Origin of the sequence: Klebsiella sp. K-Nf6 (genome assembly GCF_002806655.1) — a bacterium.
Taxonomy (GTDB): domain Bacteria; phylum Pseudomonadota; class Gammaproteobacteria; order Enterobacterales; family Enterobacteriaceae; genus Klebsiella; species Klebsiella variicola.
On record NZ_PIBN01000026.1, the window covers coordinates 1 to 26,552 of the forward strand.

Sequence of the window (26,552 nt, forward strand, 5' to 3'; positions counted from 1 at the left end):
GCGTTGAGCTAACCGGTACTAATGAACCGTGAGGCTTAACCTTACAACGCCGAAGATGTTTTGGCGATTTGAGAGAATTTTCAGCTCTGATACAGATTAGTCGATGCGTCCGGGTGACGTGTTGATAAAACAGAATTTGCCTGGCGGCGACAGCGCGGTGGTCCCACCTGACCCCATGCCGAACTCAGAAGTGAAACGCCGTAGCGCCGATGGTAGTGTGGGGTCTCCCCATGTGAGAGTAGGGAACTGCCAGGCATCAAATTTAGCGTGCTGATATGGCTCAGTTGGTAGAGCGCACCCTTGGTAAGGGTGAGGTCCCCAGTTCGACTCTGGGTATCAGCACCACTTTTTAGGTTAAAGTTCGGCACGTTGTAAAGAATTTGCCTGGCGACAATAGCGCGGCGGTCCCACCTGACCCCATGCCGAACTCAGAAGTGAAACGTCGTAGCGCCGATGGTAGTGTGGGGTCTCCCCATGTGAGAGTAGGGAATCGCCAGGCATCAAATAGAGCAAAAGGCCCAGTCGAAAGACTGAGCCTTTTGCTTTTGTTATATCTGTTGTTTGCCGATGAGCGCTCTCCGGAGTAGGGACAAATCCGCCGGGAGCGGATGTGAACGTTGCGCAGCAACGGCCCGGAGGGTAGCGGGCAGGACGCCCGCCATCATTCCCAGGCATCAAATAAAACGAAAGGCTCAGTCGGAAGACCGGGCTTTTTTGTTTTTTGCGGCCAGACGCGCCGCCAGCTCCCCCGGTGGCGCTGCGCTTACCGGGGCTACAGACCCCGTAGCCCGGAAAAGGTGCGCAGCACCGCCTCCGGGGAAAGCAGCGGTCATATCAACGTAAATGAAAGGCCCAGTCGTGTGACTGGGCCTTTTGTCTTTCTGGCGACTGAGCCGAAGGGAACGCCTCCAGGCTGAGCATTTGTGGAGCGGAGTTGCTAACGAGTCAGCGCCACGATACCTAACGTGAGACCGGCAACCGCTGCTGCCCCACCAGCGATCGCGCCAGCCGTTTCCCAGTTATCCTGTGTTGTGCCTTTTACACAGGTATTGGTATGCACCAGTCGGCCCTGCGAGTCATAGACAGGCACGCACGGGGAATCATGGGCACAGCCAGCAAGCAACGTTGCTAACAATGTCACTAATATTAATTTATTCATGGTATTACCTCTAAATAACCGTTTGCTGTCAACGTTGTTGACACATAACGGAATAGCTTATTTTACCACCGCAATGACACAGGCCTGGAAGGGGAAATAATCTCAAATTATGAGCAGTGTAAATATCGTGAAGAGAAATGAAAAATAATGAAGAGAATATGCAGGAAGGGATTTTCCAATGCGTTAGTCGGGGGTAAAAAATTAATATTTCTACTAACTTGTTGTTCTGATAGATATAAAAAAAGGCGCCGCATGACGCCTTGATAATTATAGTCGATTATTCAGCGTGCCGGGTAAAGCGTCGTCTGACGACCACGAAAAACACCGGAACAAAGAAGATCGCCAGTAGTGTCGCGGTAAGCATCCCGCCCATCACGCCGGTGCCCACTGCATTCTGAGCCCCACTACCGGCACCATGGCTAATCACCAGCGGCATGACCCCGAGGATAAAAGCCAGAGAGGTCATTAGAATAGGGCGCAGGCGCATCCGCGATGCCTCCAGCGTGGCCTCAATGATCCCTTTCCCTTCTTTCTCCATCAGATCCTTGGCGAACTCAACGATCAGGATCGCATTCTTCGCCGACAAACCGATCGTGGTTAAAAGACCGACCTGGAAGTAAACGTCATTATTCAACCCACGCAGTGTGGCGGCTAACAGTGCGCCAATGACCCCCAGCGGAACGACTAACATCACTGAGAACGGAATCGACCAGCTCTCATAGAGCGCCGCCAGGCACAGGAAGACGACGATCAGTGAGATGGCATAGAGCGCAGGCGCCTGGTTGCCGGAGAGGCGTTCCTGGTAAGACATTCCAGTCCAGTCGTAACCGATGCCGCTCGGCAGTTTACTGGCCAGTTGTTCCATCAGCGCCATGGCTTCCCCGGTACTTTTGCCTGGCGAGGCTTCACCGAGGATCTCCATGGATGGCAAACCGTTGTAACGCTCCAGGCGTGGCGAGCCATATATCCAGCGTGAAGTGACAAAGGCGGAGAACGGAACCATTTCGCCGTTGGCGCTACGAACGTACATGTTGTTAATGTCGCTCGGCAGCATACGGAAGTGGGCATCAGCCTGGACGTACACTTTCTTCACGCGGCCGCGGTCAATAAAATCATTGACGTAGTACCCCCCCAGCGCGGCGGATATCGTTTCATTGATATCGGAGAGAGATACGCCCAGCGCCTGCGCTTTTTCCTGATCGACATCCAGTTTGAACTGTGGGGTATCTTCCAGCCCATTGGGCCGTACCCGGACCAGTTGATCCGGATGCTGTTTCACCATGCCGAGCAGTTGGTTTCGCGCCTGGGTCAGGGCGGTATGGCCAAGCCCACCCTGGTCGATCAGTTCAAAGTCGAAGCCGGTGGCGGTACCCAGCTCAATAATGGCCGGCATGTTGAACGGGAAAACCATGGCGTCTTTTATCTGACTGAAGGCCACGGTGGCCCGTTTAATAATCGACTCCACGTTGTTTTCATCACCGCTACGCGCTTCCCAGGGTTTCAGGCTGACAAACGCCATGCCGGAGTTTTGCCCCTGGCCGCTGAAGCTGAAGCCGTTAACAGTAAAGACGCTTTCAACGTTGGCTTTCTCGTTATGCAGATAGTAGTCGGTTACGGTATCCAGCACCTTCTGCGTGCGCTCCTGGGTAGCGCCGGAAGGCAGCTGGATCATGGTCAGGAAGACGCCTTGATCCTCGTCGGGCAGAAAGGACGTGGGCAAACGCATGAACAACACGGCCATCCCCACGACTATCACCAGGTAGATCACCAGATAACGGCCTGTTCCACGCAGAATGCCGCTAACGCTGTTGGTATAGTGATTGACGCTCTGGTCAAAGCGGGCGTTAAACCAGCCGAAAAATCCTTTTTTCTCATGGTGTTCGGCTGAGGCTGGCTTCAACAACGTGGCGCAGAGGGCCGGCGTCAGCACCAGCGCAACCAGCACGGAGAGCGCCATGGCGGAGACAATGGTGATCGAAAATTGACGATAAATCGCGCCAGTCGAACCACCGAAAAAGGCCATCGGGACGAATACCGCAGAGAGCACCATGGCGATACCCACCAGCGCCCCCTGGATCTGCGACATCGACTTTTCTGTCGCTTCTTTTGGCGAGAGCTTCTCCTCAACCATTACACGTTCGACGTTTTCCACCACCACGATGGCGTCATCGACCAACAGGCCTATCGCCAGCACCATGCCAAACATCGTCAGGGTGTTGATGGAGTAGCCAAACATCGACAGTACCGCAAAGGTACCCAACAGCACGACAGGAACGGCAATCGTCGGAATGAGCGTTGCGCGTATGTTCTGCAGAAACAGATACATGACAAGAAAGACGAGGATAATTGCCTCAAAGAGCGTTTTAACCACTTCGTGAATGGAGATTTTGACGAAAGGGGTCGTATCGTACGGATAGACAACCTTCATCCCCTGAGGGAAGTAGGGCTGTAGCTCGGCCAGCTTCGCTTTAATCGCGGTGGCAGTATCCAGCGCGTTGGCGCCGGTCGCGAGCTTAATGCCCAGACCAGAGGCGGGTTTACCGTTAATTCTCGCGACGACGTTGTAGTTTTCTCCCCCCAGCTCAATGCGGGCGACGTCTTTCAGATGGACCACTGAGCCATCGGCATTGACCCGCAGTGTGACCTTGCCAAACTCCTGCGGATCTTTAAGCCGGGTCTGAGCGATGATCGACGCGTTCAGTTGCTGACCTTTCAGCGCCGGCGTACCGCCCAGCTGACCCGCGGCGATCTGATCGTTCTGAACCTTCAGCGCATTGATGACGTCGACCGGCGTGAGGTTGTATTTATTCAGCAAATTGCCGTCCAGCCAGACGCGCATGGCGTACTGGGCGCCGAACAGCTGCACATCACCTACACCATTGAGGCGGCTGATAGGGTCTTTTACGTTGGAGGCGACATAGTCAGAAATATCGTCCTGGGTGGTGGCCGGGTTATCAGAGATAAAGCCGGCAACCAGCAGGAAGCTGCTGCTGGATTTTTCGACGCTAATCCCTTGCTGCTGTACTTCCTGAGGCAGCAGCGGCGTAGCCAGCTGCAGTTTGTTTTGCACCTGCACCTGGGCGATATCCGGATCGGTGCCGGACTTAAAGGTGAGCGTAATGGTTACCGAGCCAGCGGAATCGCTGGTCGACGACATATACATCAGGTTGTCGATACCGTTCATATTCTGTTCGATAACCTGAGTGACCGTATCCTGCACGGTTTGCGCGTCAGCACCCGGGTAGGTGGCGGAGATCGCCACCGCAGGGGGCGCAATCGTTGGATACTGCGCTATCGGTAGCTGCAGGATGGCCAGGCCGCCGGCAATCATCATAATGATGGCCAGCACCCAGGCGAAGACCGGTCGATGGATAAAAAACTTAGACATAGCTGGGTATCCTTATTGTGCGGCCGGTGCCGCACGCTCCGCTTCCGCTTTGACGGTGACGCCAGGACGGACTTTCTGTAAGCCGCTGACAATCACTTTATCGCCCGGCTTCAGCCCGCTGGCGATGAGCCATTTATCGCCAACGGCCTGAGTCGCGACCACTTCCCGGGTTTCAACCTGGTTTTTGTCATTCACCAGCATCACGGAGGCATCGCCCCGCGGCGTGCGGGTCACTCCTTGCTGCGGCACCAGGATGGCCTGCGGATCGACACCTTCGTCTATGCGAGCGCGGACGAACATCCCCGGCAGCAGGGCATGCTGCGGGTTAGGGAAGATAGCGCGTAGCGTGATAGAGCCCGTGCTTTCATCGACAGTGACGTCAGAGAACTGCAGCGACCCTTTAAGCGGATAGGCCTGACCGTTCTCCATCACCAGCTCAACGCTTTTTGTATCACCGCCGCGCTGCAGGCTTTCCTGCTTAAGGCGCATAAAGTCATTGCTGGACTCCGTCACGTCAACATAGATGGGATCGAGCTGCTGGACGGTGGCCAGGGCATCCGACTGACCATTGGTGACCAGCGCGCCCTCGGTGACGCTCGATTTGCCGATGCGCCCACTTATGGGGGAGGTCACTTTGGTGTAGGCCAGGTTGATACGGGCGGTGTCTACGGCGGCTTTGGTGGCGATGACGTCGGCATCGGCCTGGCGGGCGGTGGCCACCGCCTGATCGTATTCCTGCTGGCTGATATATTTGGTCCCCAGCAGCGGAACATAGCGTTTCACCGTCAAATGGGCGATGGCGGCTGCGGCTTCGGCCTTGGCCTCATCGCCTTTAGCACTGTTCCAGGCAGCCTGATAGGTTGCCGGATCGATCTGATAGAGCGACTGACCTGCTTCGACATCACTTCCTTCAACAAAGTTACGCTTCAGGATGATACCGCTCACCTGGGGGCGGACTTCCGCCACGCGAAAAGCAGAGGTACGGCCTGGTAGTTCGGTGGTGACCGACAACGGTGCACTGTTCACGATATGGACCGTCACCTGCGGCGCCTGTGCATGGGGTTGCGGGTTGCCCGAATTATCGCAGCCGGTAAGCAATAAGGCCGAGATAATTAAACCGGATAAAAGTGTCACTCTGGCGTGAGTTGTCATTGCGGTTCCTTATAGATTACGTACCAAATTCGGCGGCGAATCTGTGAAAGAAAGAGGGAGTCAAAAAGCAGTTTGCCATCCTACAAATAAACGTCGCTGGATGTAAGGGATACTTATTTTTAAACGATCAGCAAGGCACGCAAAAACAAAAAAATGGTCGATCTGTTTTTGCTATTTATCTTAATTGTAAAACATAATAAACAGACATTGCTTTAATGAATGGGTTGGCTATTAATATTCATTAAGATGATTCGTTTGTTTTCCACATCAGAATTAACTTGTCTGCATTTTTGCTAAATAATATTTTGCACCAAATGTTAGATTAAGGGATCTTCAGAAAAATCTATATTGCCTGTTAATCGGGAACTGAGATCTTATATGGCGAGAAAAACCAAAGAGGAGGCGCTGCGCACGCGGCAGCTCCTGATTGAATCCGCGATCCAGCAGTTCGCCCTGCGGGGGGTGGCCAACACGACCCTGACGGATATCGCTGATGCGGCGGGGGTGACTCGCGGCGCCGTGTACTGGCATTTTGCCAGTAAGACGGCGCTGTTTAATGAGATGTGGCAGCAACAGCCACCGCTCAGGGATTTGATTCAGCAAAGCCTGGCGACAATGAATGAGAAGGAGCCCTTAAATGATTTGCGGCAGCGATTTATTGCCGGGCTACGCTATATTGCTGAGAATCCTCGCCAGCGTGCTCTGATGCAAATTCTTTATCAACGCTGTGAGTTTGCCAGCGATATGTTATCGGAAAGCGAAATTCGCCAACGTATTGGATTTAACTATTCCGTTATTGGTGGGATTCTGCAGCACTGTGTACGTAACAATATATTGCCAGCCGAAACAAATATCGACGTGATATTAATTGTTTTACATAGCGCCTTTTCCGGCTTGATTAAAAACTGGCTGCTCGATCCACAACGTTTCGATCTTTATCAGCAGGCACCTGCGCTGGTGGATAATATTATGGCGGTGGTCTGTGCTGCACGTTTATCGCAGGAGCCTGTACTGCGGGTGGTCAATCAGTAACGTGTTCTGCTGGCGCAGATAATAAAAAAGGCGCTTCCCCATGCCGAAGAGCGCCTTTTATATCAAGCAAGCAACTGACTAGTATCAGTTCATGCCGTATTTTTTCAGTTTTTTACGCAGTGTACCGCGGTTGATGCCCATCATCAGGGCTGCGCGGGTCTGGTTACCACGGGTGTATTGCATCACCATGTCCAACAGGGGCTGTTCAACTTCAGCCAGTACCAGCTCATACAGGTCATTCACATCCTGACCGTTCAGTTGAGCAAAATAGTTCTTCAGTGCCTGTTTAACCGAGTCACGCAGGGGTTTTTGAGTTACCTGATCCTGAGAGTTAACGGTAGAAACGGTCAGTACGTCAGAATTTACGCGTTGTTCGAACATAGTTCTGTCAGCTCTTTATTTCTATTACGCAAAATTTTCGAAGTATGCCTCCAACGCCTCCAGCTGTTCGCTGGCATCCTCAATGGCGTTGAATGTGCGCCGAAACTGGTCATCTGGAGCATGTTCCTGAAGATACCAGGAGACGTGTTTACGCGCGATTCGGTACCCTTTTGCCTGACCGTAAAAGTCATGCAATTCCCGAACGTGCGCACAAAGCAAGCGCTTAACCTCTGCCAGTGGCAGCGGGGGCAGCAGCTCTCCAGTGTCCAGATAATGCTGGATTTCCCGAAAGATCCAGGGTCTTCCCTGAGCTGCACGGCCTATCATCAGGGCATCAGCCCCTGTATAGTCGAGCACAGCTCTGGCTTTAAGCGGGTCAGTAATGTCACCATTCGCGATAATCGGAATGGAAACTTTCTGCTTAACTGCCCGAATACTGTCGTACTCAGCGTCTCCGTTAAACAAGCAGGCGCGGGTGCGTCCGTGAATAGTCAGAGCCTGAATGCCACACTCTTCGGCCAGTTGGGCAATCTCTACGCAGTTACGGTGTTCCGGTTCCCAACCGGTGCGAATCTTGAGTGTCACAGGAACGTCCACCGCGTTGACGACCGCCGTCAGGATTGACTTCACCTGCTCGGGGTACTGCAAGAGGGCTGAACCTGCAAGCTTGCGATTCACCTTTTTCGCCGGGCATCCCATATTGATATCTATAATCTGGGCACCACTTTCCACGTTAATCCGCGCGGCTGCAGCCATCTCTTCCGGTACGCTACCGGCGATTTGCACGGTACGAATACCGGGCTCATCGATATGCACCATCCGTAAACGGGACTTGTCACTCTCCCACACCTGTGGGTTAGAGGACATCATCTCAGAAACGGTTAAACCTGCTCCCATCTCGTAGCACAGCGTCCTGAATGGTCTGTCAGTAATGCCAGCCATGGGCGCTGCGATCAGGCGATTTCTGAGCTGGTGGTGTCCGATGCGCATGAGTTAAGAAATGACCATACTGTGACTGCAAGGCGGCGTATATTACGCATTTTTTGCACGAGATGAAAGGCCAAACTTTGAGCAATCCTCTGTTGCAGATCAATGAATCCGGGACTAGCGTAAAAGCGATGAATAAATACTTATATTAATCATTACTTTAATGGGGGATGGGTAATTTGTGTCCATTTATAAAATCATAAAACTTCTCGATTTTTCTTAGATAAACTCGCTACCTGGCGGCATAAAACGCTGTTTTTGTAGTCAAAAAAGTACGCTGTAGTGCGATCTGCCTCTCATTTCCAGGCATTATTTGGTGGCTACTGGAAACAAAAATGCGGCCCGCGGGCCGCATGGTGCTTAGTTTTTCCGGCCGGTAATCCGGCACCACTCCTCTTTCTCCACCACCGGGTCGAGGGTGAAGAGCGGGGCGTAGGCATCGCAGACGCTTTCCGCCTGGCTTGCCAGAATGCCGGAAAGACCCAGCAGACCGCCTGTAACCGGCAGCACGCTGATTAACGGGGCCAGCTCACGTAACGGGCCGGCCAGGATGTTGGCGACCACCACATCGGCTTTCATGGCTTCTGGCTGATCCTGCGGCAGATACAGTTCAAGGCGCTCTGAGACGCCATTACGCTGGGCGTTATCACGGCTGGCCTGGATGGCCTGCGGGTCGATATCAATTCCGATAGCTTTAGCGGCGCCCAGTTTCAGGGCGGCAATCGCCAGGATGCCGGAACCGCAGCCAAAATCGATAACGGTTTTGCCCTGCAGGTCAAGACCGTCGAGCCACTGCAGACACATGGCGGTAGTCGGATGGGTGCCGGTACCAAAGGCCAGTCCCGGATCAAGCATCACGTTGACCGCGTTCTCATCGGGGACATCGCGCCAACTCGGACAAATCCACAGGCGCTCACCGAAACGCATCGGGTGGAAGTTATCCATCCACTCGCGCTCCCAGTCTTTATCTTCCAGTTGCTCGATCTTATGCGCAAAGCCGGCGCCGAGGAGCGGATGCTGTTCAAGGATGGCAACCGCTTCGTTCATGTCGCTTTCTGCGTCGAACAGGCCGATAACATCGGTATCGCCCCATAAACGGGTTTCACCCGGCAGCGGCTCGAATACCGGCGTGTCGTGAGTGTCCTGGAAAGTGATGGAGACCGCTCCGGCCTCCATCAGCGCATCGCTCAGCGCTTCAGCGTTCGCGCCGGTGGTATTCAGTTTTAGTTGGATCCAAGGCATAGCAAAACTCTTTATTTATCAGTAGTCATAACAGGGGCTGGCGGGACGGGCTGGCCGAAACGGTTCCCGACGACAAAAGCCAACAAACTTAGCAGCAGCGAGGGCACGATAGGATGGAAGCCCAGGTACTGAATATGAAACGTCGCGAGCACGGCATACAGCACGCCGCCCACCAACATCGCGCTGAGCGCCCCGGCAGCGTTTGCCCGCTCCCAGTAGAGGCCCAGCACCAGCGGCCATAAGAACACCGCTTCCAGGCCGCCAAAGGCCAGCAGATTGAGCCAGATAATCATTTCCGGCGGCCGCCAGGCGGCCAGCATCATTAATATACCCAGCACTAAGGTGGCGATCGTTGAGATCCGCTTGAGCTTCTGCTCATTGCGTTTTTTTGTCGGCTGCGCGCTGAGCCACAGATCTTTAATGATCGTAGCCGATGCCTGCAGTAAATGGGCGTTCACGTTCGACATAATCGCCGCCATCGGCGCGGCTAAAAACAGTCCCGCAGCCCACGGCGGCAGCACCTGGACCATCAAGGTGGGGATCACCTGATCGGGAACGGTCAGATCCGGCAGAACGGCACGGCCAAGAGCGCCGGCGAGATGCATGCCGAACATCAGAATCGCCACGACGATCGTGCCAATAACAATCCCGCGGTGCACGGCTTTGCTGTCTTTGTAGGAGATACAGCGCACGGCGGTATGCGGCAGGCCGATAACGCCGAAGCAAACCAGCACCCAGAACGAGGTCATAAAGGTGGGGGTCAGGATATCATCCGCGCCGTGCGGCGATACCAGCTGTGGGTCGATCCGCTGCAGCGTATCTACCGCCTGATGCAGGCCACCGGCGGCATGTACCACGCCGACCAGCAGGACGATCGTGCCGATCAACATCACCATCCCCTGCATCGTATCGTTAAGTACGCTGGCGCGGAAACCACCGAAAGCGGTATACAGCGCGATGGTGATCCCAAAGATCAGCAGCCCGGTTTCGTACTTGATCCCGGCGGCGGTCTCCAGCAGGCGCGCGCCGCCGATAAACTGCACAGCGATGGCGCCGACAAAAGCGACCAGCAGGCTGACGCTGGCAATCCACACCACCGCTCGGTTTTGGTAGCGAGCTTGCAGCATGTCGTTCAGGGTGATCGCATTATAGCGGCGTGCCAGGATCGCGAATTTTTTACCGAGGATCCCAAGAGAAAGCCAGATCGTCGGTACCTGGATCATCGCTAACAGTACCCAACCCAGCCCATATTTATAGGCGGCGCCGGGGCCGCCTATAAATGAGCTGGCGCTAATATAGGTGGCGGTGAGGGTCATGGCTAAGACAAACCCCCCCATCGATCGACTGCCGAGGAAATACTCGCTAAGGAAGTTCCCGGTACTGCGTTTACGCATCGCGTAAATCGACAGTCCGAAGACGACAAACAGGTAAGCGATCAGCACCACGATAATCTCAAGCTGCATCGTTATCCTCCAGAGAGATATCACGGAAGATAAAGCGCACCATCGCCCAGCACAGCAGTATAAACAGCAGCGGCACCAGCAGGCAGGCCATTTCAAACCAATGCGGCAGGCCGGTAAAACCGATACCGACGCCCGGCAGATAGGCCGCCGCCAGCCAGGCGGCAAGATAGAGAAGGGTCAGCCACAGCGCCCAGCGCGCTTCTTTATGGGCCTGAACAAAACGTTTGTCCATTTTTTGTCCCTTGAGGATGAAGAAAGCGGGGATTGTACCGCATGGAAAAGTCGAGGGGAGAGAAAAAGAAAAAAGGCCGGATTAACCGGCCTTTTGCAGCGAATACAGGATTATTTTTCCTGCAGTCCGAGCTTTTTCTCCAGATAGTGGATGTTAGTACCACCATGCTGGAAGTTCTCGTCGCTCATAATGCGCATCTGCAGATCAACGTTGGTTTTGATGCCATCGATGATCAGCTCCTGCAGCGCATTCTTCATGCGGGCAATCGCCACGTCACGGCTTTCGCCGTAGCAGATCAGCTTACCGATCATGGAGTCATAGTACGGCGGTACGGTGTAACCGGCGTAGATATGAGACTCCCAGCGCACACCAAAACCGCCCGGCGCGTGGAAGCGGGTAATTTTACCCGGGCTCGGCAGGAAGGTGTTCGGGTCTTCGGCGTTGATACGGCATTCCACCGCATGGCCTCTGACGACCACTTCATCCTGCTTGATGGACAGCGGCTGGCCGGCTGCAATACGCAGCTGCTCTTTGATCAGGTCAACGCCAGTGATCATTTCGGTAACCGGGTGTTCTACCTGAATACGGGTGTTCATTTCAATGAAGTAGAACTCGCCGTTTTCGAACAGGAACTCGAACGTACCCGCCCCGCGGTAGCCGATATCCACACAGGCTTTCGAGCAACGCTCGCCGATGTAGCGACGCAGTTCCGGGGTGATGCCCGGCGCCGGCGCTTCTTCGACCACTTTCTGGTGACGACGCTGCATGGAGCAGTCACGCTCTGCCAGATAGATAGCGTTACCCTGACCGTCCGCCAGTACCTGGATCTCGATGTGGCGAGGATTTTCCAGGTATTTCTCCATGTAGACCATGTCGTTATTGAAAGCCGCTTTCGCTTCCGCTTTGGTCATGGAGATAGACTGCGCCAGTTCAGCGTCGCTACGCACAACGCGCATACCGCGACCGCCGCCGCCGCCGGAGGCTTTGATGATCACCGGATAACCAATGCGTTTGGCATGGGCGCGGTTAGCGTCCATATCGTCGGTCAGCGGGCCGTCAGAACCAGGAACGGTCGGGACGCCGGCTTTTTTCATCGCAGTGATCGCGGACACCTTGTCGCCCATCAGGCGGATAGTGTCGGCTTTCGGACCGATGAAGATAAAGCCGGAGCGCTCAACCTGCTCGGCAAAGTTGGCGTTCTCGGAAAGGAAACCATAACCCGGGTGAATCGCTATCGCGCCGGTGATTTCCGCCGCGCTGATGATAGCCGGGATGTTGAGATAGCTTTTTACGGACGGAGCCGGGCCAATACAGACCGTCTCGTCCGCTAACAATACGTGTTTTAGATCGCGATCCGCGGTGGAGTGCACAGCGACGGTCTTGATGCCCAGTTCTTTACAGGCACGCAGGATGCGCAATGCGATCTCGCCACGGTTAGCGATGACAATTTTATCCAGCATGTTCGCCTCGTTACTCGATAACTACCAGCGGCTCGTCGAATTCTACCGGTTGGCCGCTTTCGATCAGAATGGCTTTCACCACGCCGGCTTTGTCGGCTTCGATCTGGTTCATCATTTTCATCGCTTCGACGATGCACAGGGTGTCGCCCACGTTAACTTTCTGGCCAACTTCCACAAACGCTTTCGCGTCCGGGCTTGGCGTACGATAGAAAGTACCAACCATCGGGGAACGTACGATGTGACCACTGATTTCCGCTTTTGCCGGCGCTTCAGCTGCAGCAGCTGGTGCGGCAGCCGCGGCGGCAGGCGCCTGAGGCTGCATCATCGGCGCAGCATAAGCCTGCTGCATAACCGGATAGCTTGCGACCGGTGCAGAGCGGCTGATGCGAACAGACTCTTCGCCTTCAGAAATTTCCAGTTCGGAGATACCTGATTCTTCAACCAGCTCGATCAGTTTTTTAATCTTACGAATATCCATGAGTGGGTTCCGTACTCTTTGTTTAGTGTGATTGTGACAGGCGTTTTACCGCCGTCTGTAAAGCGTATGAATAGCCGTCCGCCCCCAGACCGCAAATGACGCCAGCGGCGACATCTGACAGGTATGAGTGCTGGCGGAAGGGTTCGCGTGCATGCACGTTGCTCAAGTGAATCTCGATAAACGGGATGTTCACGGCAAGCAAAGCGTCACGGATTGCTACGCTGGTATGCGCGAACGCGGCCGGATTAATCAGGATATAGTCCACGTTGTCTTTAGCCTGATGAATTCGGTCGATTAACGCATACTCCGCGTTGGACTGCAGGTGATCCAGGCTCACATTCAGTGCCGCCGCCTCAGATGTCAAACGGTTAACAATTTCAGCCAGCGAGAGGGTGCCATACTTATCAGGCTCGCGGGTACCGAGCATGTTAATGTTTGGACCATTCAAAAGCAAAATGTGAAACTTGTCAGCCATCGTGTGGCGATCTCCTGCCATCTTCGGGTAAAAAACAACATATACCTTCAATGCGCCCTTGTCACCTTTTCAGGGTCAGAAAACCCCGTCAGGAAAACCAAAGTCGCACATTATAACGATTTCGTAGCAATTGGCAGCTAAATACTGGTCTTATCAGGGAAGATTATCAACCGCTATCGTAAAAAGAGTCGCGGTTGATAAAAGATCTGCGGGAAACTGCACATTACCGGATTCAGCGCCACCACTGGCGGAACTTCTTATAACGCCATGCCAAAAGCACCACCGCCAGCAGGGCATAAATGATGGGCTGCGGCGAGACGATCTTCACTGACCACAGGTAGTGAATCGGCGCGAGGATCGCCACCAGATAGACGAAGTTGTGCAAAAGTTGCCAACGACGGCCCAGTTTTCGCTGCATTGCCTGCGTCGAGGTCACCGCCAGCGCCAGCAGGATCATCCAGCAGACCATGCCTAACGTCAGATAGGGGCGATTGATAATCTCCGAGCCCAGCAGCGTCAGATTGTTAATGCCCAGCTCCAGCAAGGTGTAGCTGGTCAGGTGCAGCGTCGCCCAGGCAAAACACCATAGACCTAACAGGCGGCGAATGCGAATCAATAATGGCTGTTTCGCGTAGCGCGCCAGCGGGGATACCAGCAGCGTTGCCAGCAGGAACTTAAGCGCCATCCTGCCGGTAAAGTGCTGGATATCCTTGGCCGGGTCGGCGCTAAAGTAGCCCTGATGTCCGGCCCAGAACAACCAGACCAGCGGCAAAAACCCCGCCAGGTGGAGTAGGACTTTCAACCAGGCGATCTGTTTGACGGTGAAACGCACTAGAAGTTCTCCCGCAAGTTCATACCACGATACAGTGAGGCCACTTCGTCGGCATAGCCGTTAAATAACAATGTCGGCTGACGCTTCACGTCGAGCACTCCGCCTGAGCCGATGAACCGCTCGCTGGCCTGCGACCAGCGGGGATGATCGACATGGGGATTAACGTTGGCAAAGAAGCCGTATTCGTCCGGCGCCGCCAGATTCCAGGTGGTCGGCGGCTGCTCGCGCGTTAGCTCAATGCTGACGATGGATTTAATGCCTTTAAAACCGTACTTCCACGGCACGGTCAGGCGGACCGGCGCGCCGTTTTGCGGCGGAAGCGCTTTGCCATACACCCCGACAGTGAGCAGCGTCAGCGGGTGCATGGCTTCGTCAAGCCGCAACCCTTCCACGTAAGGGTAAGCGAGCCCTCCGCCGATAAAACGATCTTTCTGCCCGGGCATTTGATCCGGGGCGTAAAGGGTTTTGAAGGCGACATAGCGTGCGTTGCTGGTGGGCTCCACCAGCGCCAACAGTTTATGCAGCGGGAAACCGACCCAGGGAACGACCATCGACCAGGCCTCCACGCAGCGCATACGGTAAATGCGCTCCTCCAGCGGAAAGCGTTTGGTCAGATCGTCATGGTCAAGGGTCAGCGGCTTCGCCACTTCACCGCCGATGGTCAGTGTCCAGGGATCGGTGCGCAGGCTACCTGCGTTCGCCGCTGGGTCGGCTTTATCGAGGCCGAATTCATAAAAGTTATTGTAACCGGCGACCTTATCTTCCGGGGTGAGCGTCAGATTAGCCTGCCACTCGGCGGGTTTAGCAAAGTCCAGGGCCTTGCCCGCCGGAGCCGGCGGGCGATCATTGCCTTTAAACCAGTCCAGCAGATCGGCCTGCGCGGTAGCGGGAAGCGAGAGGGCGGTCGCGCTGATGCCCAGCATTTTCAGTACCTGGCGCCGCTTGAGCATAAAAACGGATTCGGCCGTGACGTCGGCTTCCGTCAGTTTTTTTCTTTTCATGGTGTCCTCCGTCATGCGTTTCCCTAAGCATGACGGAGACGACGATTTATCGCGAATATGTCACGAAAAATTGCAGATTAGGATGAGGAGCCGCCGCCGAAGCAGAGGCGCGGTCGTCCAGGAATCATCGGAAAGTGGCACAAGACGTTTCCTTTACCGCGCTTGACCCGGCATCTTTATCAGGGCAAAGAGGGTGGAAAGCGAGTCTGCAGGTAAAAGCCGTAATAATTTGCGCCGCTGGCGCCGGTTTGTCATCCTGCGTCTAAAATTAAAGCGCTTCTGGCGCAGGCCGCAGGTGGGCAATGATTGGCAAATTTTTTCTGCCGACTATACTCGCTATCGGCATACTTTCGCCGATAATACGCATTCCATTGCCAGACTCGCCATCTTTGATAGTATGCGTCGCGCTTTAAAAGGTTAATGCTAGCGGCAAGGCGCGCGCCGGCACGGGAGCCTGATGGTTCATCGGGCAGTCATTCACTCGCGGAGTTAACACAGGGATGCGATTAACGACGAAGTTCTCAGCCTTTATCACGCTGCTAACTAGCCTGACCATCTTTGTCACGCTGATTGGCGCTTCGCTGAGTTTTTATAACGGCATTGAGAACAAGGTCGAAAACCGGGTTCAGGCGGTGGCGACCATGCTGGACAACCGGCTCATCACCACCTCTTTTGATAAGCTTGAGCCGCAGCTGGATGAGCTGATGACGCCGATCGAGATCGTGCATATCGATTTCATGCTTAACGGCAAACCACTCTACAGCCACTCCCGAACCGACAGTTATCGCCCGTTGGGCAGCCATGAGCAATTCCGTGAGATCACGGTCCCGTCACTGAAACACCCTGGTATCACTCTGCATCTGGTCTACATCGACCCGATGGTGAACTATTTCCGCTCGCTGTCGATCACGGCCCCGCTGTCGATCTCCATCGGCTTCATGGTGGTGATTATTTTCTTCGCCGTCCGCTGGATCCGCCGCCAGCTGGCTGGTCAGGAGCTGCTTGAGCTTCGTTCCACGCGTATCCTGAGCGGCGAGCGCGGGCCCCAGGTGCGCGGGTCGGTCTATGAATGGCCGGCCAGCACCAGCAGCGCGCTGGATATGCTGCTGTCGGAGCTGCAGTTTGCCAGCGATCAGCGCAGCCGTATGGATACGCTGATTCGCTCCTATGCGGCACAGGATTCTAAAACGGGTCTGAATAACCGCCTGTTCTTTGATAATCAGCTGGCCACGCTGCTGGAAGACCAGGAGAAAGTGGGCGCCTACGGCATCGTCATGATGATCCGTCTGCCGGAGTTCGATCTGCTGCGGGACAACTGGGGACGAGCGGCGGCTGAAGAGCATTACTTCACGCTTATCAACCTGCTCTCTACCTTTATTATGCGTTATCCCGGCGCGCTACTGGCGCGTTATCACCGTAGTGACTTCGCCGTACTGCTGCCGCACCGCACGTTAAAAGAGGCGGATAGCATCGCCGGGCTGTTGCTGAAAGCCATGGACGCGCTGCCGCCAACGCGCATTCTCGATCGTGACGATATGATGCACATCGGGATCTGTGCTTTCCGCAGCGGGCAATCGACAGCGCAGGTGATGGAACATGCGGAAGCGGCAACGCGCAACGCGGTGCTGCAGGGCAGCAACAGTTGGTCGGTTTATGATGACACCCTTCCGGAGAAAGGCCGCGGCAACGTGCGCTGGCGGACGCTGATCGAACAGATGCTGAGCCGCGGGGGACCGCGGTTGTACCAAAAACCTGCCGTTACCCGAGATGGGCGGGTGCATCACCGTGAACTGATGTCCCGGATGTACGACGGTAAAGAAGAGGTGATTGCGGCCGAGTATATGCCGATGGTGCTGCAGTTTGGTCTGGCGGAGGAGTATGACCGCCTGCAGGTAACGCGCCTGCTGCCATTTTTAGGCTTCTGGCCTGAAGAAAACCTGGCGTTACAACTGTCGGTGGAGTCGCTGATCCGTCCTCGTTTCCAGCGCTGGCTGCGCGATGCCCTGATGCAGTGTGAAAAATCGCAGCGTCAGCGGATTATTTTTGAACTTGCAGAGGCAGATGTTTGTCAATATATCGGCCGTCTACAGCCGGTTATGCGGTTAGTTAACGCCCTGGGTGTTCGGGTGGCGGTCGTTCAGGCGGGGTTAACCCTGGTGGGAACCAGCTGGATCAAGCAGTTGGATGCGGAGTTGATCAAACTGCATCCTGGGCTGGCGCGCAACATTGAAAAGCGCAGCGAGAACCAGCTACTGGTGCAAAGTCTGGTGGAAGCCTGCAAAGGCATGCCTATGCAAGTTTTTGCGACTGGCGTACGTAGCCGCAGCGAGTGGTTGGTGCTGTCTCAATGCGGTGTCACAGGCGGTCAGGGGGAATTTTTTGCGGCCTCACAGCTACTTGACACAAATGTGAAAAAATATTCGCAAAGATACTCGGTTTGATCTGCCGTTTAGCGTGATTTCACGTAGAATAACGCGCGCCATCGTGAAGGGGGTGTGCTTGTCTACCCGCCGGATCATCGCAATGTAAATGCCAGTGACCCTCCTTTGACAGGTTACAAATTCAGGCGTGGAGCGCTGCTGAAGATTTCAGCAATGAACGGAGTCGGAAAAATTTGTAACAAAGGAAATGAACTGCACTAATTTTCACCGCAGCAGGTGATTTTTGCGCCTTGTCGCTGCTGCGTGTGGTTGGTAAAGTAAGCGGATTTTGTTTTCCGCCCCAGCTTTCAGGATTATCCCTTAGTATGTTAAAAAAATTTCGTGGCATGTTTTCCAATGACCTGTCCATTGACCTGGGTACCGCGAATACCCTTATTTACGTAAAAGGACAAGGCATCGTATTGAATGAGCCTTCCGTGGTGGCCATTCGTCAGGATCGTGCCGGATCGCCGAAAAGCGTCGCCGCCGTAGGTCATGAAGCGAAGCAGATGCTCGGCCGTACCCCGGGTAATATTGCGGCGATTCGCCCGATGAAGGACGGCGTCATCGCTGACTTCTTCGTGACGGAAAAGATGCTGCAGCACTTTATCAAACAAGTGCACAGCAACAGCTTTATGCGCCCGAGCCCGCGCGTGCTGGTGTGCGTACCGGTTGGTGCCACTCAGGTTGAGCGTCGTGCGATCCGTGAATCCGCGCAGGGCGCTGGCGCTCGTGAAGTCTTCCTGATCGAAGAGCCGATGGCGGCAGCGATTGGCGCAGGCTTACCGGTTTCTGAAGCGACCGGTTCTATGGTTGTCGATATCGGCGGCGGTACTACTGAAGTCGCGGTTATCTCCCTGAACGGCGTGGTTTACTCTTCTTCCGTGCGTATCGGCGGCGACCGTTTCGACGAAGCCGTGATTAATTATGTGCGTCGTAACTACGGTTCCCTGATCGGTGAAGCGACCGCTGAGCGTATCAAACACGAAATCGGTTCGGCTTACCCGGGCGATGAAGTGCGTGAAATCGAAGTTCGCGGCCGTAACCTGGCGGAAGGCGTTCCACGTGGCTTCACCCTGAACTCAAACGAAATTCTTGAAGCGCTGCAGGAGCCACTGACCGGCATCGTGAGTGCGGTCATGGTTGCCCTTGAGCAGTGCCCGCCGGAACTGGCTTCTGATATCTCCGAACGCGGGATGGTTCTCACCGGCGGTGGTGCGCTGCTGCGTAACCTGGACCGTCTGTTAATGGAAGAAACCGGTATTCCAGTCGTGGTTGCTGAAGATCCGCTGACCTGCGTAGCGCGTGGCGGCGGCAAGGCGCTGGAAATGATCGACATGCACGGCGGCGACCTGTTTAGCGAAGAGTAGTCAGCCTGAAGGTCTGGGGTGGCTTAACGGCTGCCCCTGGTCTTTACTGACACGAGAATACGCATAGCCTATGAAGCCAATTTTTAGCCGTGGCCCCTCGCTACAGATTCGCCTTATTCTGGCGGTGCTGGTGGCGCTTGGCGTAATTATCGCCGACAGCCGCCTGGGTACGTTCAGTCAAATCAGAACGTACATGGATACAGCCGTCAGCCCTTTCTACTTTGTCTCTAATGGTCCCCGGGAACTGCTCGACAGCGTATCGCAAACGCTGGCGACCCGCGATCAGCTCGAACTGGAAAATCGCGCGCTGCGTCAGGAGCTGTTGCTGAAAAACAGCGATCTGCTGATGCTGGGCCAGTACAAGCAGGAGAACGCGCGTCTGCGGGAACTGCTTGGCTCGCCGCTGCGCCAGGACGAACAAAAAATGGTGACGCAGGTCATCTCAACGGTTAACGATCCCTACAGCGATCAGGTCGTTATCGATAAGGGCAGCGTGAACGGCGTTTACGAAGGCCAGCCGGTTATCAGCGATAAAGGCGTGGTGGGGCAGGTGGTAGCGGTGGCGAAAATGACCAGCCGGGTGCTGCTGATCTGTGATGCCACCCATGCGCTGCCGATCCAGGTCCTGCGTAACGACATTCGCGTGATTGCCGCCGGTAACGGCTGTACCGACGATCTCCAGCTTGAACATCTGCCGGCGAATACCGATATTCGCGTCGGTGATGTGCTGGTGACCTCTGGTCTCGGCGGCCGCTTCCCGGAAGGGTATCCGGTTGGCGTGGTCTCCTCAGTGAAGCTGGACACTCAGCGTGCCTACACCGTGATTCAGGCACGTCCGACGGCCGGTCTGCAACGCTTGCGTTATCTGTTGTTGCTGTGGGGCGCCGATCGCAATGGCGCCAACCCGATGACCCCGGAAGAGGTCCATCGTGTGGCTAACGAACGCCTGATGCAGATGATGCCGCAGGTGCTGCCTGCGCCGGATGCGATGGGGCCGCAGATGCCAGCGCCAGCCACCGGGCTGACGCCATCGCAGCCGTCTCTGCCTGCAGGGGGGCAATAGTGGCAAGTTACCGTAGCCAGGGACGCTGGGTTATCTGGCTCTCGTTTCTTATCGCGCTATTGCTGCAAATTATGCCCTGGCCGGCGGACATCAGCGTTTTCCGGCCCAACTGGGTATTATTGATCCTGCTGTACTGGATCCTCGCCCTGCCGCATCGGGTGAACGTAGGGACGGGCTTCGTGATGGGGGCTATTCTTGATCTCATTAGCGGCTCGACGCTGGGCGTTCGCGCGCTGTCCTTAAGCATCATCGCCTATCTGGTCGCGCTGAAGTATCAGCTGTTCCGTAACCTGGCGCTGTGGCAACAGGCGCTGGTGGTGATGCTGTTATCCCTGGCCGTGGATATCATTGTTTTCTGGGCAGAGTTTTTAGTGATCAACGTCTCTTTCCGTCCAGAAGTATTCTGGAGTAGTGTAGTAAATGGTGTCCTCTGGCCATGGCTCTTCCTGCTGATGCGCAAAGTGCGTCAGCAATTTGCAGTGCAATAAGGTTGATATGACAACTCTGTATCTTGCTTCTGGTTCCCCGCGTCGGCAGGAACTGCTGACTCAGCTTGGTCTCACTTTCGAACGTCTGGTTCCTGGTATCGAGGAACAGCGCCAGCCGCAGGAGAGCGCCGAGCATTATGTTGTCCGCCTGGCGCGCGAAAAAGCGCAGGCCGGAGTGGCGATGGCATCGCGCGATTTGCCGGTGCTGGGGGCGGATACGATTGTCATTCTTAACGGCGAAGTGCTGGAGAAACCGCGCGACGCTGAACACGCTGCAGCAATGCTGCGTCTGCTTTCCGGCCAAACGCATCAGGTAATGACGGCGGTGGCGCTGGCAGATACGCAGCAGACGCTGGACTGTCTGGTGGTCACGGACGTGACCTTCCGGCTGCTTAGCGAGCAGGATATCGCCGAATATGTGGCCAGCGGCGAGCCTTTAGATAAAGCAGGTGCATACGGTATTCAAGGGTTGGGTGGTTGCTTCGTCAGGAAGATTAATGGCAGCTATCACGCCGTAGTCGGCTTACCGCTGGTGGAAACGTATGAGTTGCTCAGTAACTTTAACTCACTGCGTAAAGAAAAGGGATAAAGATGACGGCTGAATTATTAGTTAACGTAACGCCATCCGAAACGCGCGTCGCGTATATCGATGGCGGTATTCTGCAGGAAATCCATATTGAGCGTGAAGCGCGACGCGGAATAGTAGGCAATATCTACAAAGGTCGTGTTAGCCGAGTGCTGCCGGGAATGCAGGCGGCTTTTGTAGATATTGGTCTCGATAAGGCGGCGTTCCTCCACGCCTCCGATATCATGCCGCATACCGAATGTGTCGCCGGTGAGGAGCAAAAGCAGTTTACCGTACGCGATATTTCGGAGCTGGTGCGCCAGGGCCAGGACCTGATGGTCCAGGTGGTCAAAGATCCGCTGGGCACCAAAGGCGCGCGTCTGACCACGGATATCACCCTGCCTTCCCGTTATCTGGTGTTTATGCCAGGCGCCTCCCATGTGGGAGTATCCCAACGCATTGAAAGCGAAGCCGAGCGTGAGCGGTTGAAAAAGGTTGTCGCAGACTACTGCGACGAGCAGGGCGGATTTATCATTCGCACCGCTGCGGAAGGGGTTCACGAGCAGGAAATGGCCGCCGATGCCGCCTATCTGAAGCGCGTCTGGACTAAGGTGATGGAGCGCAAAAAGCGCAACCAGACCCGTTATCAGCTGTACGGTGAGCTGGCCCTGGCTCAGCGCGTGCTGCGTGATTTTGCCGATGCGCATCTCGACCGTATTCGCGTCGACTCTCGCCTGACCTACGAGGCGTTGCTTGAGTTCACCGCTGAATATATCCCGGAAATGACCAGCAAGCTGGAACACTACAGCGGCCGCCAGCCAATTTTCGATCTCTTTGACGTGGAGAACGAAATTCAGCGCGCGCTGGAGCGTAAGGTTGAGCTGAAGTCCGGGGGCTACCTGATCATCGATCAGACCGAGGCGATGACTACCATTGATATCAATACCGGGGCGTTTGTCGGGCACCGGAATCTTGACGATACTATCTTCAATACCAATATCGAAGCTACCCAGGCGATAGCCCGCCAGCTACGTTTGCGTAACCTCGGCGGCATTATCATCATTGATTTCATTGACATGAACAATGAAGACCATCGTCGACGGGTACTGCACTCCTTAGAGCAGGCGCTGAGTAAAGATCGGGTGAAAACCAGCATCAATGGCTTCTCGCAGCTGGGACTGGTGGAGATGACCCGCAAGCGCACGCGTGAAAGCGTGGAGCATGTGCTGTGCAACGAGTGCCCGACCTGCCACGGACGCGGAACGGTAAAGTCGGTTGAAACGGTATGCTATGAGATTATGCGTGAGATCGTCCGCGTACATCATGCTTATGATTCCGATCGCTTCCTGGTCTATGCTTCCCCTGCGGTGGCGGAAACCCTGAAAGGGGAAGAGTCGCACGCGCTGGCGGAAGTGGAAATCTTTGTCGGTAAGCAGGTCAAGGTACAAATTGAGCCGCTCTATAATCAAGAGCAGTTCGATGTGGTTATGATGTAAGACACCGCGTCATTGTGCGGCTGACAAGGAGAGAGGCGTGAGGCGACTGCCCGGGATTTTATTGCTCACCGTGGCAACATTGATTGTTATCGTCGCGCTGCTGGTGAGTGGCTTGCGTCTCGTGTTGCCGCAGCTCGACGCCTGGCGTCCGCAGCTGCTGGAGAAGATCTCCGCGCTTACCGGCACGCCGGTGGATGCCTCGCAGATCACGGCCAGCTGGCAAAATTTTGGTCCGACGTTAGATGTTCGTGATATTCAGGTCGGTCTGAAAGACGGCGGCAAAATGGCGGTGAAGCGCGTGACCCTGGCGCTGGACGTCTGGCAGAGTTTGCTGCATATGCGCTGGCAGTTCCGCGATCTTACCTTCTGGCAGCTGCAGGTTCATACCAACACCCCTATTCAGACCAATGACGGCGGCGAAAGCCTGAAAACCGACCGCATCAGCGATCTCTTTTTACGTCAGTTCGACCACTTTACCCTGCGCGACAGCCATCTGAGCTTCCTGACCATTTCCGGTCAGCGGGCGGAGCTGGCAGTCCCGCAGCTGACCTGGCTTAACGGCAGGAACCGTCACCGCGCCGAGGGGCAGCTTAGCCTCTCCAGTCTCACCGGCCAGCATGGCGTGATGCAGGTGCGGATGGATCTCCGCGATGAGGATGGCCTGCTGAATAAAGGGCGAGTCTGGCTACAGGCTGACGATATTGACGTCAAACCGTGGCTCGGCCGCTGGATGCAGGACAATATCGCTCTGAAGAGCGCCCGCTTCAGCCTTGAAGGTTGGATGACCATTGAAAAAGGCGATGTGGCCAGCGGTGACGTATGGCTGAAAAAAGGGGGCGCCAGCTGGCAGGGGGATGACGAGGTGCATCACCTGTCAGTGGATAACCTGACGGCGCATCTCTCCCATGACAAGCAGAGCTGGGGCTTCTACATTCCCGATACGCGGATCGCTATCGACGATAAACCCTGGCCAAGCGGCGCGCTGGCGATGGCCTGGATCCCGGCGCAGGACGTCGGTGGCGACGACCATCAGCGTAGCGATGAATTACGCATTCGTGCCAGCAACTTAACCCTCAGCGGCCTCAGCGGATTACAGCCCTTCGCCGATAAGCTGGCGCCTTCCCTGGGCGAGCTCTGGCGCACCACGCAGCCCAGCGGCAAAATCAACCTGCTGGCGCTCGATATTCCCCTGCAGGCGACGGAGAAAACGCGCTTTCAGGCGCAGTGGAGCGATCTGGCATGGAAGCAGTGGAAACTCCTGCCGGGAGCGGAACACTTTTCCGGCAGTCTGAATGGCAGCGTTGAGCACGGGGAACTGCGCGCCCGCATGACGCAGGCGCTGATGCCTTATACCGGTGTTTTCCGCGCCCCGCTGGAGATCGCCGCTGGCGAAGCCACCCTCAGCTGGGTGAAAAACGACAAAGGGTTTATGCTTGATGGCCGCGATATTGACGTGCAGGCGACGGGTGTCCGCGCCCGCGGCGGCTTCCGCTATCTGCAACCGCAGGGAGATGATCCCTGGCTGGGCATTCTGGCGGGCATCAGCACCAATGACGGCGGCCAGGCATGGCGCTACTTCCCGGAAAACCTGATGGGCAAGGCGCTGGTGGACTATCTCAGCGGCGCGATTAAAGCCGGACAGGCTCGCGATGCGACGCTGGTGTATGGCGGCAATCCGCATCTTTTCCCTTACCCGCACAATGAAGGGCAGTTCCAGGTTTATGTCCCGCTGAAGAATGCCACTTTTGCCTTCCAGCCGGACTGGCCGGCGCTGACCGGGCTGAACATCGATCTCAACTTTATTAATAACGGGCTGTGGATGCGGGCGGATAAAGCGATGCTCGGCAATGTCACCGCCAGCAATCTCGATGCCGCGATCCCGGATTATGCCGCTGAAAAGCTGCTGATTGATGCCGATATCAAAGGTCCGGGCAAAGAAGTGGGACCTTATTTCAACACCACGCCGCTGAAAGAGACCCTGGGAGCGGCGCTGGATTCCCTGCAGCTGGACGGGGATGTGAGCGCTCGCTTACATCTTAACATCCCTTTAGATGGCGAAATGACCACCGCGAAAGGCGATGTGCGTCTGCAGAATAACAGTCTGTTTATCAAGCCGTTAGACACCACTCTGCAAAACCTGAGCGGGAATTTCAGCTTCGTGAATGGCGATCTCAATAGCGAAACGTTGAGCGCGACCTGGTTTCATCAGCCGCTGAATCTCAATTTTTCCACCCGGGAGGGCGAAAAAGCGTTTCTGGTGGACGTCGGGATGAACGCCAACTGGCAGCCATCGCATACCGGGTTGCTGCCAAAAGCCGTCAACGAGTCGCTGAGCGGCAGCGTGCCGTGGGAGGGCAAGGTCGCTATCGAACTGCCGTACCATGGTAACGCCAGCTATAAGGTTGATATCAACGGCGACCTCAAGAATGTGAGCAGTCACTTACCTTCGCCGGTCAATAAGCCCGCTGGAGAGCCGATGCCGGTCAAAATTAACGTCGCCGGCGGTTTGAGCAGCTTCGACCTGACCGGCTCCGTCGGCGCGAAGAATCATATCAACAGCCGCTGGTTGCTGAACCATAAGCTGACGTTGGATCGGGCAATCCTTACTTCGGACAGCAAGGGGCTCTCTCCGCTGCCTGACCAGCCTGGGGTTGAACTCAATTTGCCACCGATGGATGGCGCTCAATGGCTGGCGCTCTTTCAAAACGGGGCGGCGAATGAAGTCAGCAGCACCATACTCTTTCCCCAGCGCATTGTGCTGCGTACGCCGTCGCTGGCGCTTGCCGGTCAACAGTGGAACAACGTCAGTCTGATGTCGCAGCCGGTCGCCGGCGGCTCGCAGGTCGAGGCGCAGGGGCGTGAAATCAACGCCACCCTGACGATGCGCGACAATGCGCCCTGGCTGGCGAATGTGCGTTATCTCTATTTCAACCCGACCAGCGCCAACAGTCAGACCGGTGCGGAGAACGCTGCCCCGCAGGCAGAGACGCGGCTGGATTTCCATGGATGGCCCGATCTTCAGCTGCGCTGTGCGGAATGCTGGCTGTGGGGGCAAAAATATGGCCGTATCGACGGCGATGTGGCGATTAAGGGCGATACCTTAACGCTCTCCAATGGTCTGGTGGATACCGGGTTTGGCCGACTGACGACCGATGGCGTCTGGGTCAGCGCGCCGACCGGTGTACGCACGTCGCTGAAAGGCAAACTGCATGGCAATAAAACGGATGAGTTTGCCAGTTTCTTCGGCGTTTCCACCCCGGTGAAGGATTCGCCGTTTGACATCGACTATGATCTCCACTGGCGCGCGCCGCCCTGGTCGCCCGATGTCGCATCGCTCAATGGGATCATTAAAAGCCACCTCGGCAAGGGACAGTTTACCGACCTGAGTACCGGACACGCTGGCCAGTTGCTGCGTTTGCTGAGCGTCGACGCCCTGCTGCGTAAGCTGCGTTTCGACTTTAGCGATACCTTCAGCGAGGGTTTTTACTTTGACTCGATTAACAGCACGGCGTGGATCAAGGATGGTGTGCTGCATACCGACGATACGCTGGTGGATGGTCTGGAAGCGGATATTGCCATGAAAGGTTCGGTCGATTTGGTGCGTCGCCAGCTGGATCTGCAGGCGGTTGTGGCGCCGGAGATCTCTGCGACCGTCGGCGTGGCGGCGGCTTTTGCCGTCAACCCTATCGTCGGCGCGGCGGTGTTTGCCGCCAGCAAGGTGCTGGGCCCGCTGTGGAACAAAGTCTCGATTCTGCGCTATCGCATTACCGGCCCAATTGACCAGCCGCAGATCAATGAAGTGCTGCGCCAGGCGCGCAGCAACAAAAAGCAATGATTTGACGATTGCCGGGAATTGCCGCAATCTCAA

Annotated in this window: 22 protein-coding genes, 1 tRNA gene and 2 rRNA genes; 12 read left to right on the forward strand and 13 right to left on the reverse strand. The window is 55.6% G+C overall.

Annotation, left to right across the window (positions count from 1 at the left end; translation table 11 throughout):
• Positions 1-139 precede the first annotated feature (139 nt).
• The 3 genes from rrf (CWM61_RS26995) (at position 140) to rrf (CWM61_RS27005) (ending at position 499) form a co-directional block, all read left to right on the forward strand.
• Positions 140-255, forward strand: a 5S ribosomal RNA gene (rrf, locus tag CWM61_RS26995).
• Between the two features lie 14 nt (positions 256-269).
• Positions 270-345, forward strand: a tRNA-Thr gene (locus CWM61_RS27000).
• Positions 346-383: 38 nt separating this feature from the next.
• Positions 384-499: ribosomal RNA gene (rrf, locus tag CWM61_RS27005) — 5S ribosomal RNA — on the forward strand.
• A gap of 438 nt (positions 500-937) precedes the next feature.
• Here rrf (CWM61_RS27005) and CWM61_RS27010 read toward each other — a convergent pair.
• The 3 genes from CWM61_RS27010 to CWM61_RS27020 form a co-directional block, all read right to left on the reverse strand.
• Complete coding sequence (locus CWM61_RS27010; RefSeq protein WP_023298285.1) at positions 938-1,159, reverse strand: hypothetical protein; 222 nt, start codon at positions 1,157-1,159, stop codon at positions 938-940.
• 277 nt (positions 1,160-1,436) lie between these two features.
• Positions 1,437-4,547, reverse strand: coding sequence for an efflux RND transporter permease subunit (locus tag CWM61_RS27015; protein ID WP_100632205.1), 3,111 nt, complete (start codon positions 4,545-4,547; stop codon positions 1,437-1,439).
• A 12-nt stretch (positions 4,548-4,559) separates the two neighbouring features.
• Positions 4,560-5,699, reverse strand: a complete 1,140-nt coding sequence (locus CWM61_RS27020) for an efflux RND transporter periplasmic adaptor subunit (RefSeq protein ID WP_100632206.1) — start codon at positions 5,697-5,699, stop codon at positions 4,560-4,562.
• Between the two features lie 378 nt (positions 5,700-6,077).
• On the opposite strand from CWM61_RS27020, the gene envR reads away from it, so the two are divergent.
• Positions 6,078-6,731: an acrEF/envCD operon transcriptional regulator gene (gene envR, locus CWM61_RS27025; RefSeq protein WP_074387428.1), complete on the forward strand. Its 654-nt coding sequence runs from the start codon at positions 6,078-6,080 to the stop codon at positions 6,729-6,731.
• Positions 6,732-6,815: 84 nt separating this feature from the next.
• Here the strand turns inward: envR and fis are convergent, their stop codons facing one another.
• From fis to msrP, 10 genes are all read right to left on the reverse strand, one after another.
• Positions 6,816-7,112 (reverse strand): DNA-binding transcriptional regulator Fis, encoded by a 297-nt coding sequence (gene fis / locus CWM61_RS27030; RefSeq protein WP_000462905.1) that lies wholly within the window; start codon positions 7,110-7,112, stop codon positions 6,816-6,818.
• 24 nt (positions 7,113-7,136) lie between these two features.
• Positions 7,137-8,102, reverse strand: coding sequence for a tRNA dihydrouridine synthase DusB (gene dusB / locus CWM61_RS27035; RefSeq protein ID WP_008806700.1), 966 nt, complete (start codon positions 8,100-8,102; stop codon positions 7,137-7,139).
• A gap of 357 nt (positions 8,103-8,459) precedes the next feature.
• On the reverse strand, positions 8,460-9,341 hold the full coding sequence (gene prmA, locus CWM61_RS27040) for a 50S ribosomal protein L11 methyltransferase (protein WP_061153150.1): 882 nt from the start codon (positions 9,339-9,341) through the stop codon (positions 8,460-8,462).
• An 11-nt stretch (positions 9,342-9,352) separates the two neighbouring features.
• The gene (panF, locus tag CWM61_RS27045) at positions 9,353-10,804 is read right to left on the reverse strand and encodes a sodium/pantothenate symporter (RefSeq protein WP_061153151.1); all 1,452 of its coding nucleotides are present in this window, start codon (positions 10,802-10,804) and stop codon (positions 9,353-9,355) included.
• A complete protein-coding gene (locus CWM61_RS27050) occupies positions 10,794-11,036 on the reverse strand; it encodes a YhdT family protein (RefSeq protein ID WP_061153152.1) in 243 nt (80 codons plus the stop codon). The genes panF and CWM61_RS27050 overlap by 11 nt, the downstream gene beginning before the upstream one ends.
• 110 nt (positions 11,037-11,146) lie before the next feature.
• Positions 11,147-12,496 (reverse strand): acetyl-CoA carboxylase biotin carboxylase subunit, encoded by a 1,350-nt coding sequence (gene accC / locus CWM61_RS27055; protein ID WP_061153153.1) that lies wholly within the window; start codon positions 12,494-12,496, stop codon positions 11,147-11,149.
• 10 nt (positions 12,497-12,506) lie between these two features.
• Complete coding sequence (accB, locus tag CWM61_RS27060; RefSeq protein ID WP_008806696.1) at positions 12,507-12,974, reverse strand: acetyl-CoA carboxylase biotin carboxyl carrier protein; 468 nt, start codon at positions 12,972-12,974, stop codon at positions 12,507-12,509.
• Positions 12,975-12,996: 22 nt separating this feature from the next.
• Positions 12,997-13,449, reverse strand: coding sequence for a type II 3-dehydroquinate dehydratase (gene aroQ / locus CWM61_RS27070; RefSeq protein ID WP_012540446.1), 453 nt, complete (start codon positions 13,447-13,449; stop codon positions 12,997-12,999).
• Positions 13,450-13,681: 232 nt separating this feature from the next.
• Positions 13,682-14,281 (reverse strand): protein-methionine-sulfoxide reductase heme-binding subunit MsrQ, encoded by a 600-nt coding sequence (msrQ, locus tag CWM61_RS27075; protein WP_074387429.1) that lies wholly within the window; start codon positions 14,279-14,281, stop codon positions 13,682-13,684.
• Entirely contained in the window at positions 14,281-15,282 is a 1,002-nt protein-coding gene (msrP, locus tag CWM61_RS27080) for a protein-methionine-sulfoxide reductase catalytic subunit MsrP (RefSeq protein WP_061153157.1), read from the reverse strand. Before msrP ends, msrQ begins: the two co-directional genes overlap by 1 nt.
• 229 nt (positions 15,283-15,511) lie before the next feature.
• Between msrP and CWM61_RS27085 the strand changes: the two genes are divergently transcribed.
• The 8 genes from CWM61_RS27085 to yhdP all read left to right on the forward strand — a co-directional run bounded on the left by CWM61_RS27085 (position 15,512) and on the right by yhdP (position 26,519).
• A complete protein-coding gene (locus CWM61_RS27085; RefSeq protein ID WP_074387437.1) occupies positions 15,512-15,703 on the forward strand; it encodes a hypothetical protein in 192 nt (63 codons plus the stop codon).
• A 79-nt stretch (positions 15,704-15,782) separates the two neighbouring features.
• Complete coding sequence (csrD, locus tag CWM61_RS27090) at positions 15,783-17,723, forward strand: RNase E specificity factor CsrD (RefSeq protein WP_061153158.1); 1,941 nt, start codon at positions 15,783-15,785, stop codon at positions 17,721-17,723.
• A 305-nt stretch (positions 17,724-18,028) separates the two neighbouring features.
• Positions 18,029-19,072 (forward strand): rod shape-determining protein MreB, encoded by a 1,044-nt coding sequence (gene mreB / locus CWM61_RS27100; RefSeq protein ID WP_002918653.1) that lies wholly within the window; start codon positions 18,029-18,031, stop codon positions 19,070-19,072.
• A 70-nt stretch (positions 19,073-19,142) separates the two neighbouring features.
• Complete coding sequence (gene mreC, locus CWM61_RS27105; RefSeq protein WP_008806690.1) at positions 19,143-20,135, forward strand: rod shape-determining protein MreC; 993 nt, start codon at positions 19,143-19,145, stop codon at positions 20,133-20,135.
• Positions 20,135-20,623, forward strand: coding sequence for a rod shape-determining protein MreD (gene mreD, locus CWM61_RS27110; protein WP_008806689.1), 489 nt, complete (start codon positions 20,135-20,137; stop codon positions 20,621-20,623). The genes mreC and mreD overlap by 1 nt, the downstream gene beginning before the upstream one ends.
• Before the next feature lie 7 nt (positions 20,624-20,630).
• Positions 20,631-21,212 carry a Maf family protein gene (locus CWM61_RS27115; RefSeq protein WP_008806688.1) on the forward strand — a complete coding sequence of 194 codons (582 nt, stop codon included), beginning with the start codon at positions 20,631-20,633 and terminating at the stop codon, positions 21,210-21,212.
• Positions 21,213-21,214: 2 nt separating this feature from the next.
• Positions 21,215-22,684, forward strand: coding sequence for a ribonuclease G (gene rng, locus CWM61_RS27120; RefSeq protein WP_008806687.1), 1,470 nt, complete (start codon positions 21,215-21,217; stop codon positions 22,682-22,684).
• 37 nt (positions 22,685-22,721) lie between these two features.
• Entirely contained in the window at positions 22,722-26,519 is a 3,798-nt protein-coding gene (gene yhdP / locus CWM61_RS27125) for an AsmA2 domain-containing protein YhdP (RefSeq protein WP_100632207.1), read from the forward strand.
• The last annotated feature ends 33 nt before the right edge of the window (positions 26,520-26,552 follow it).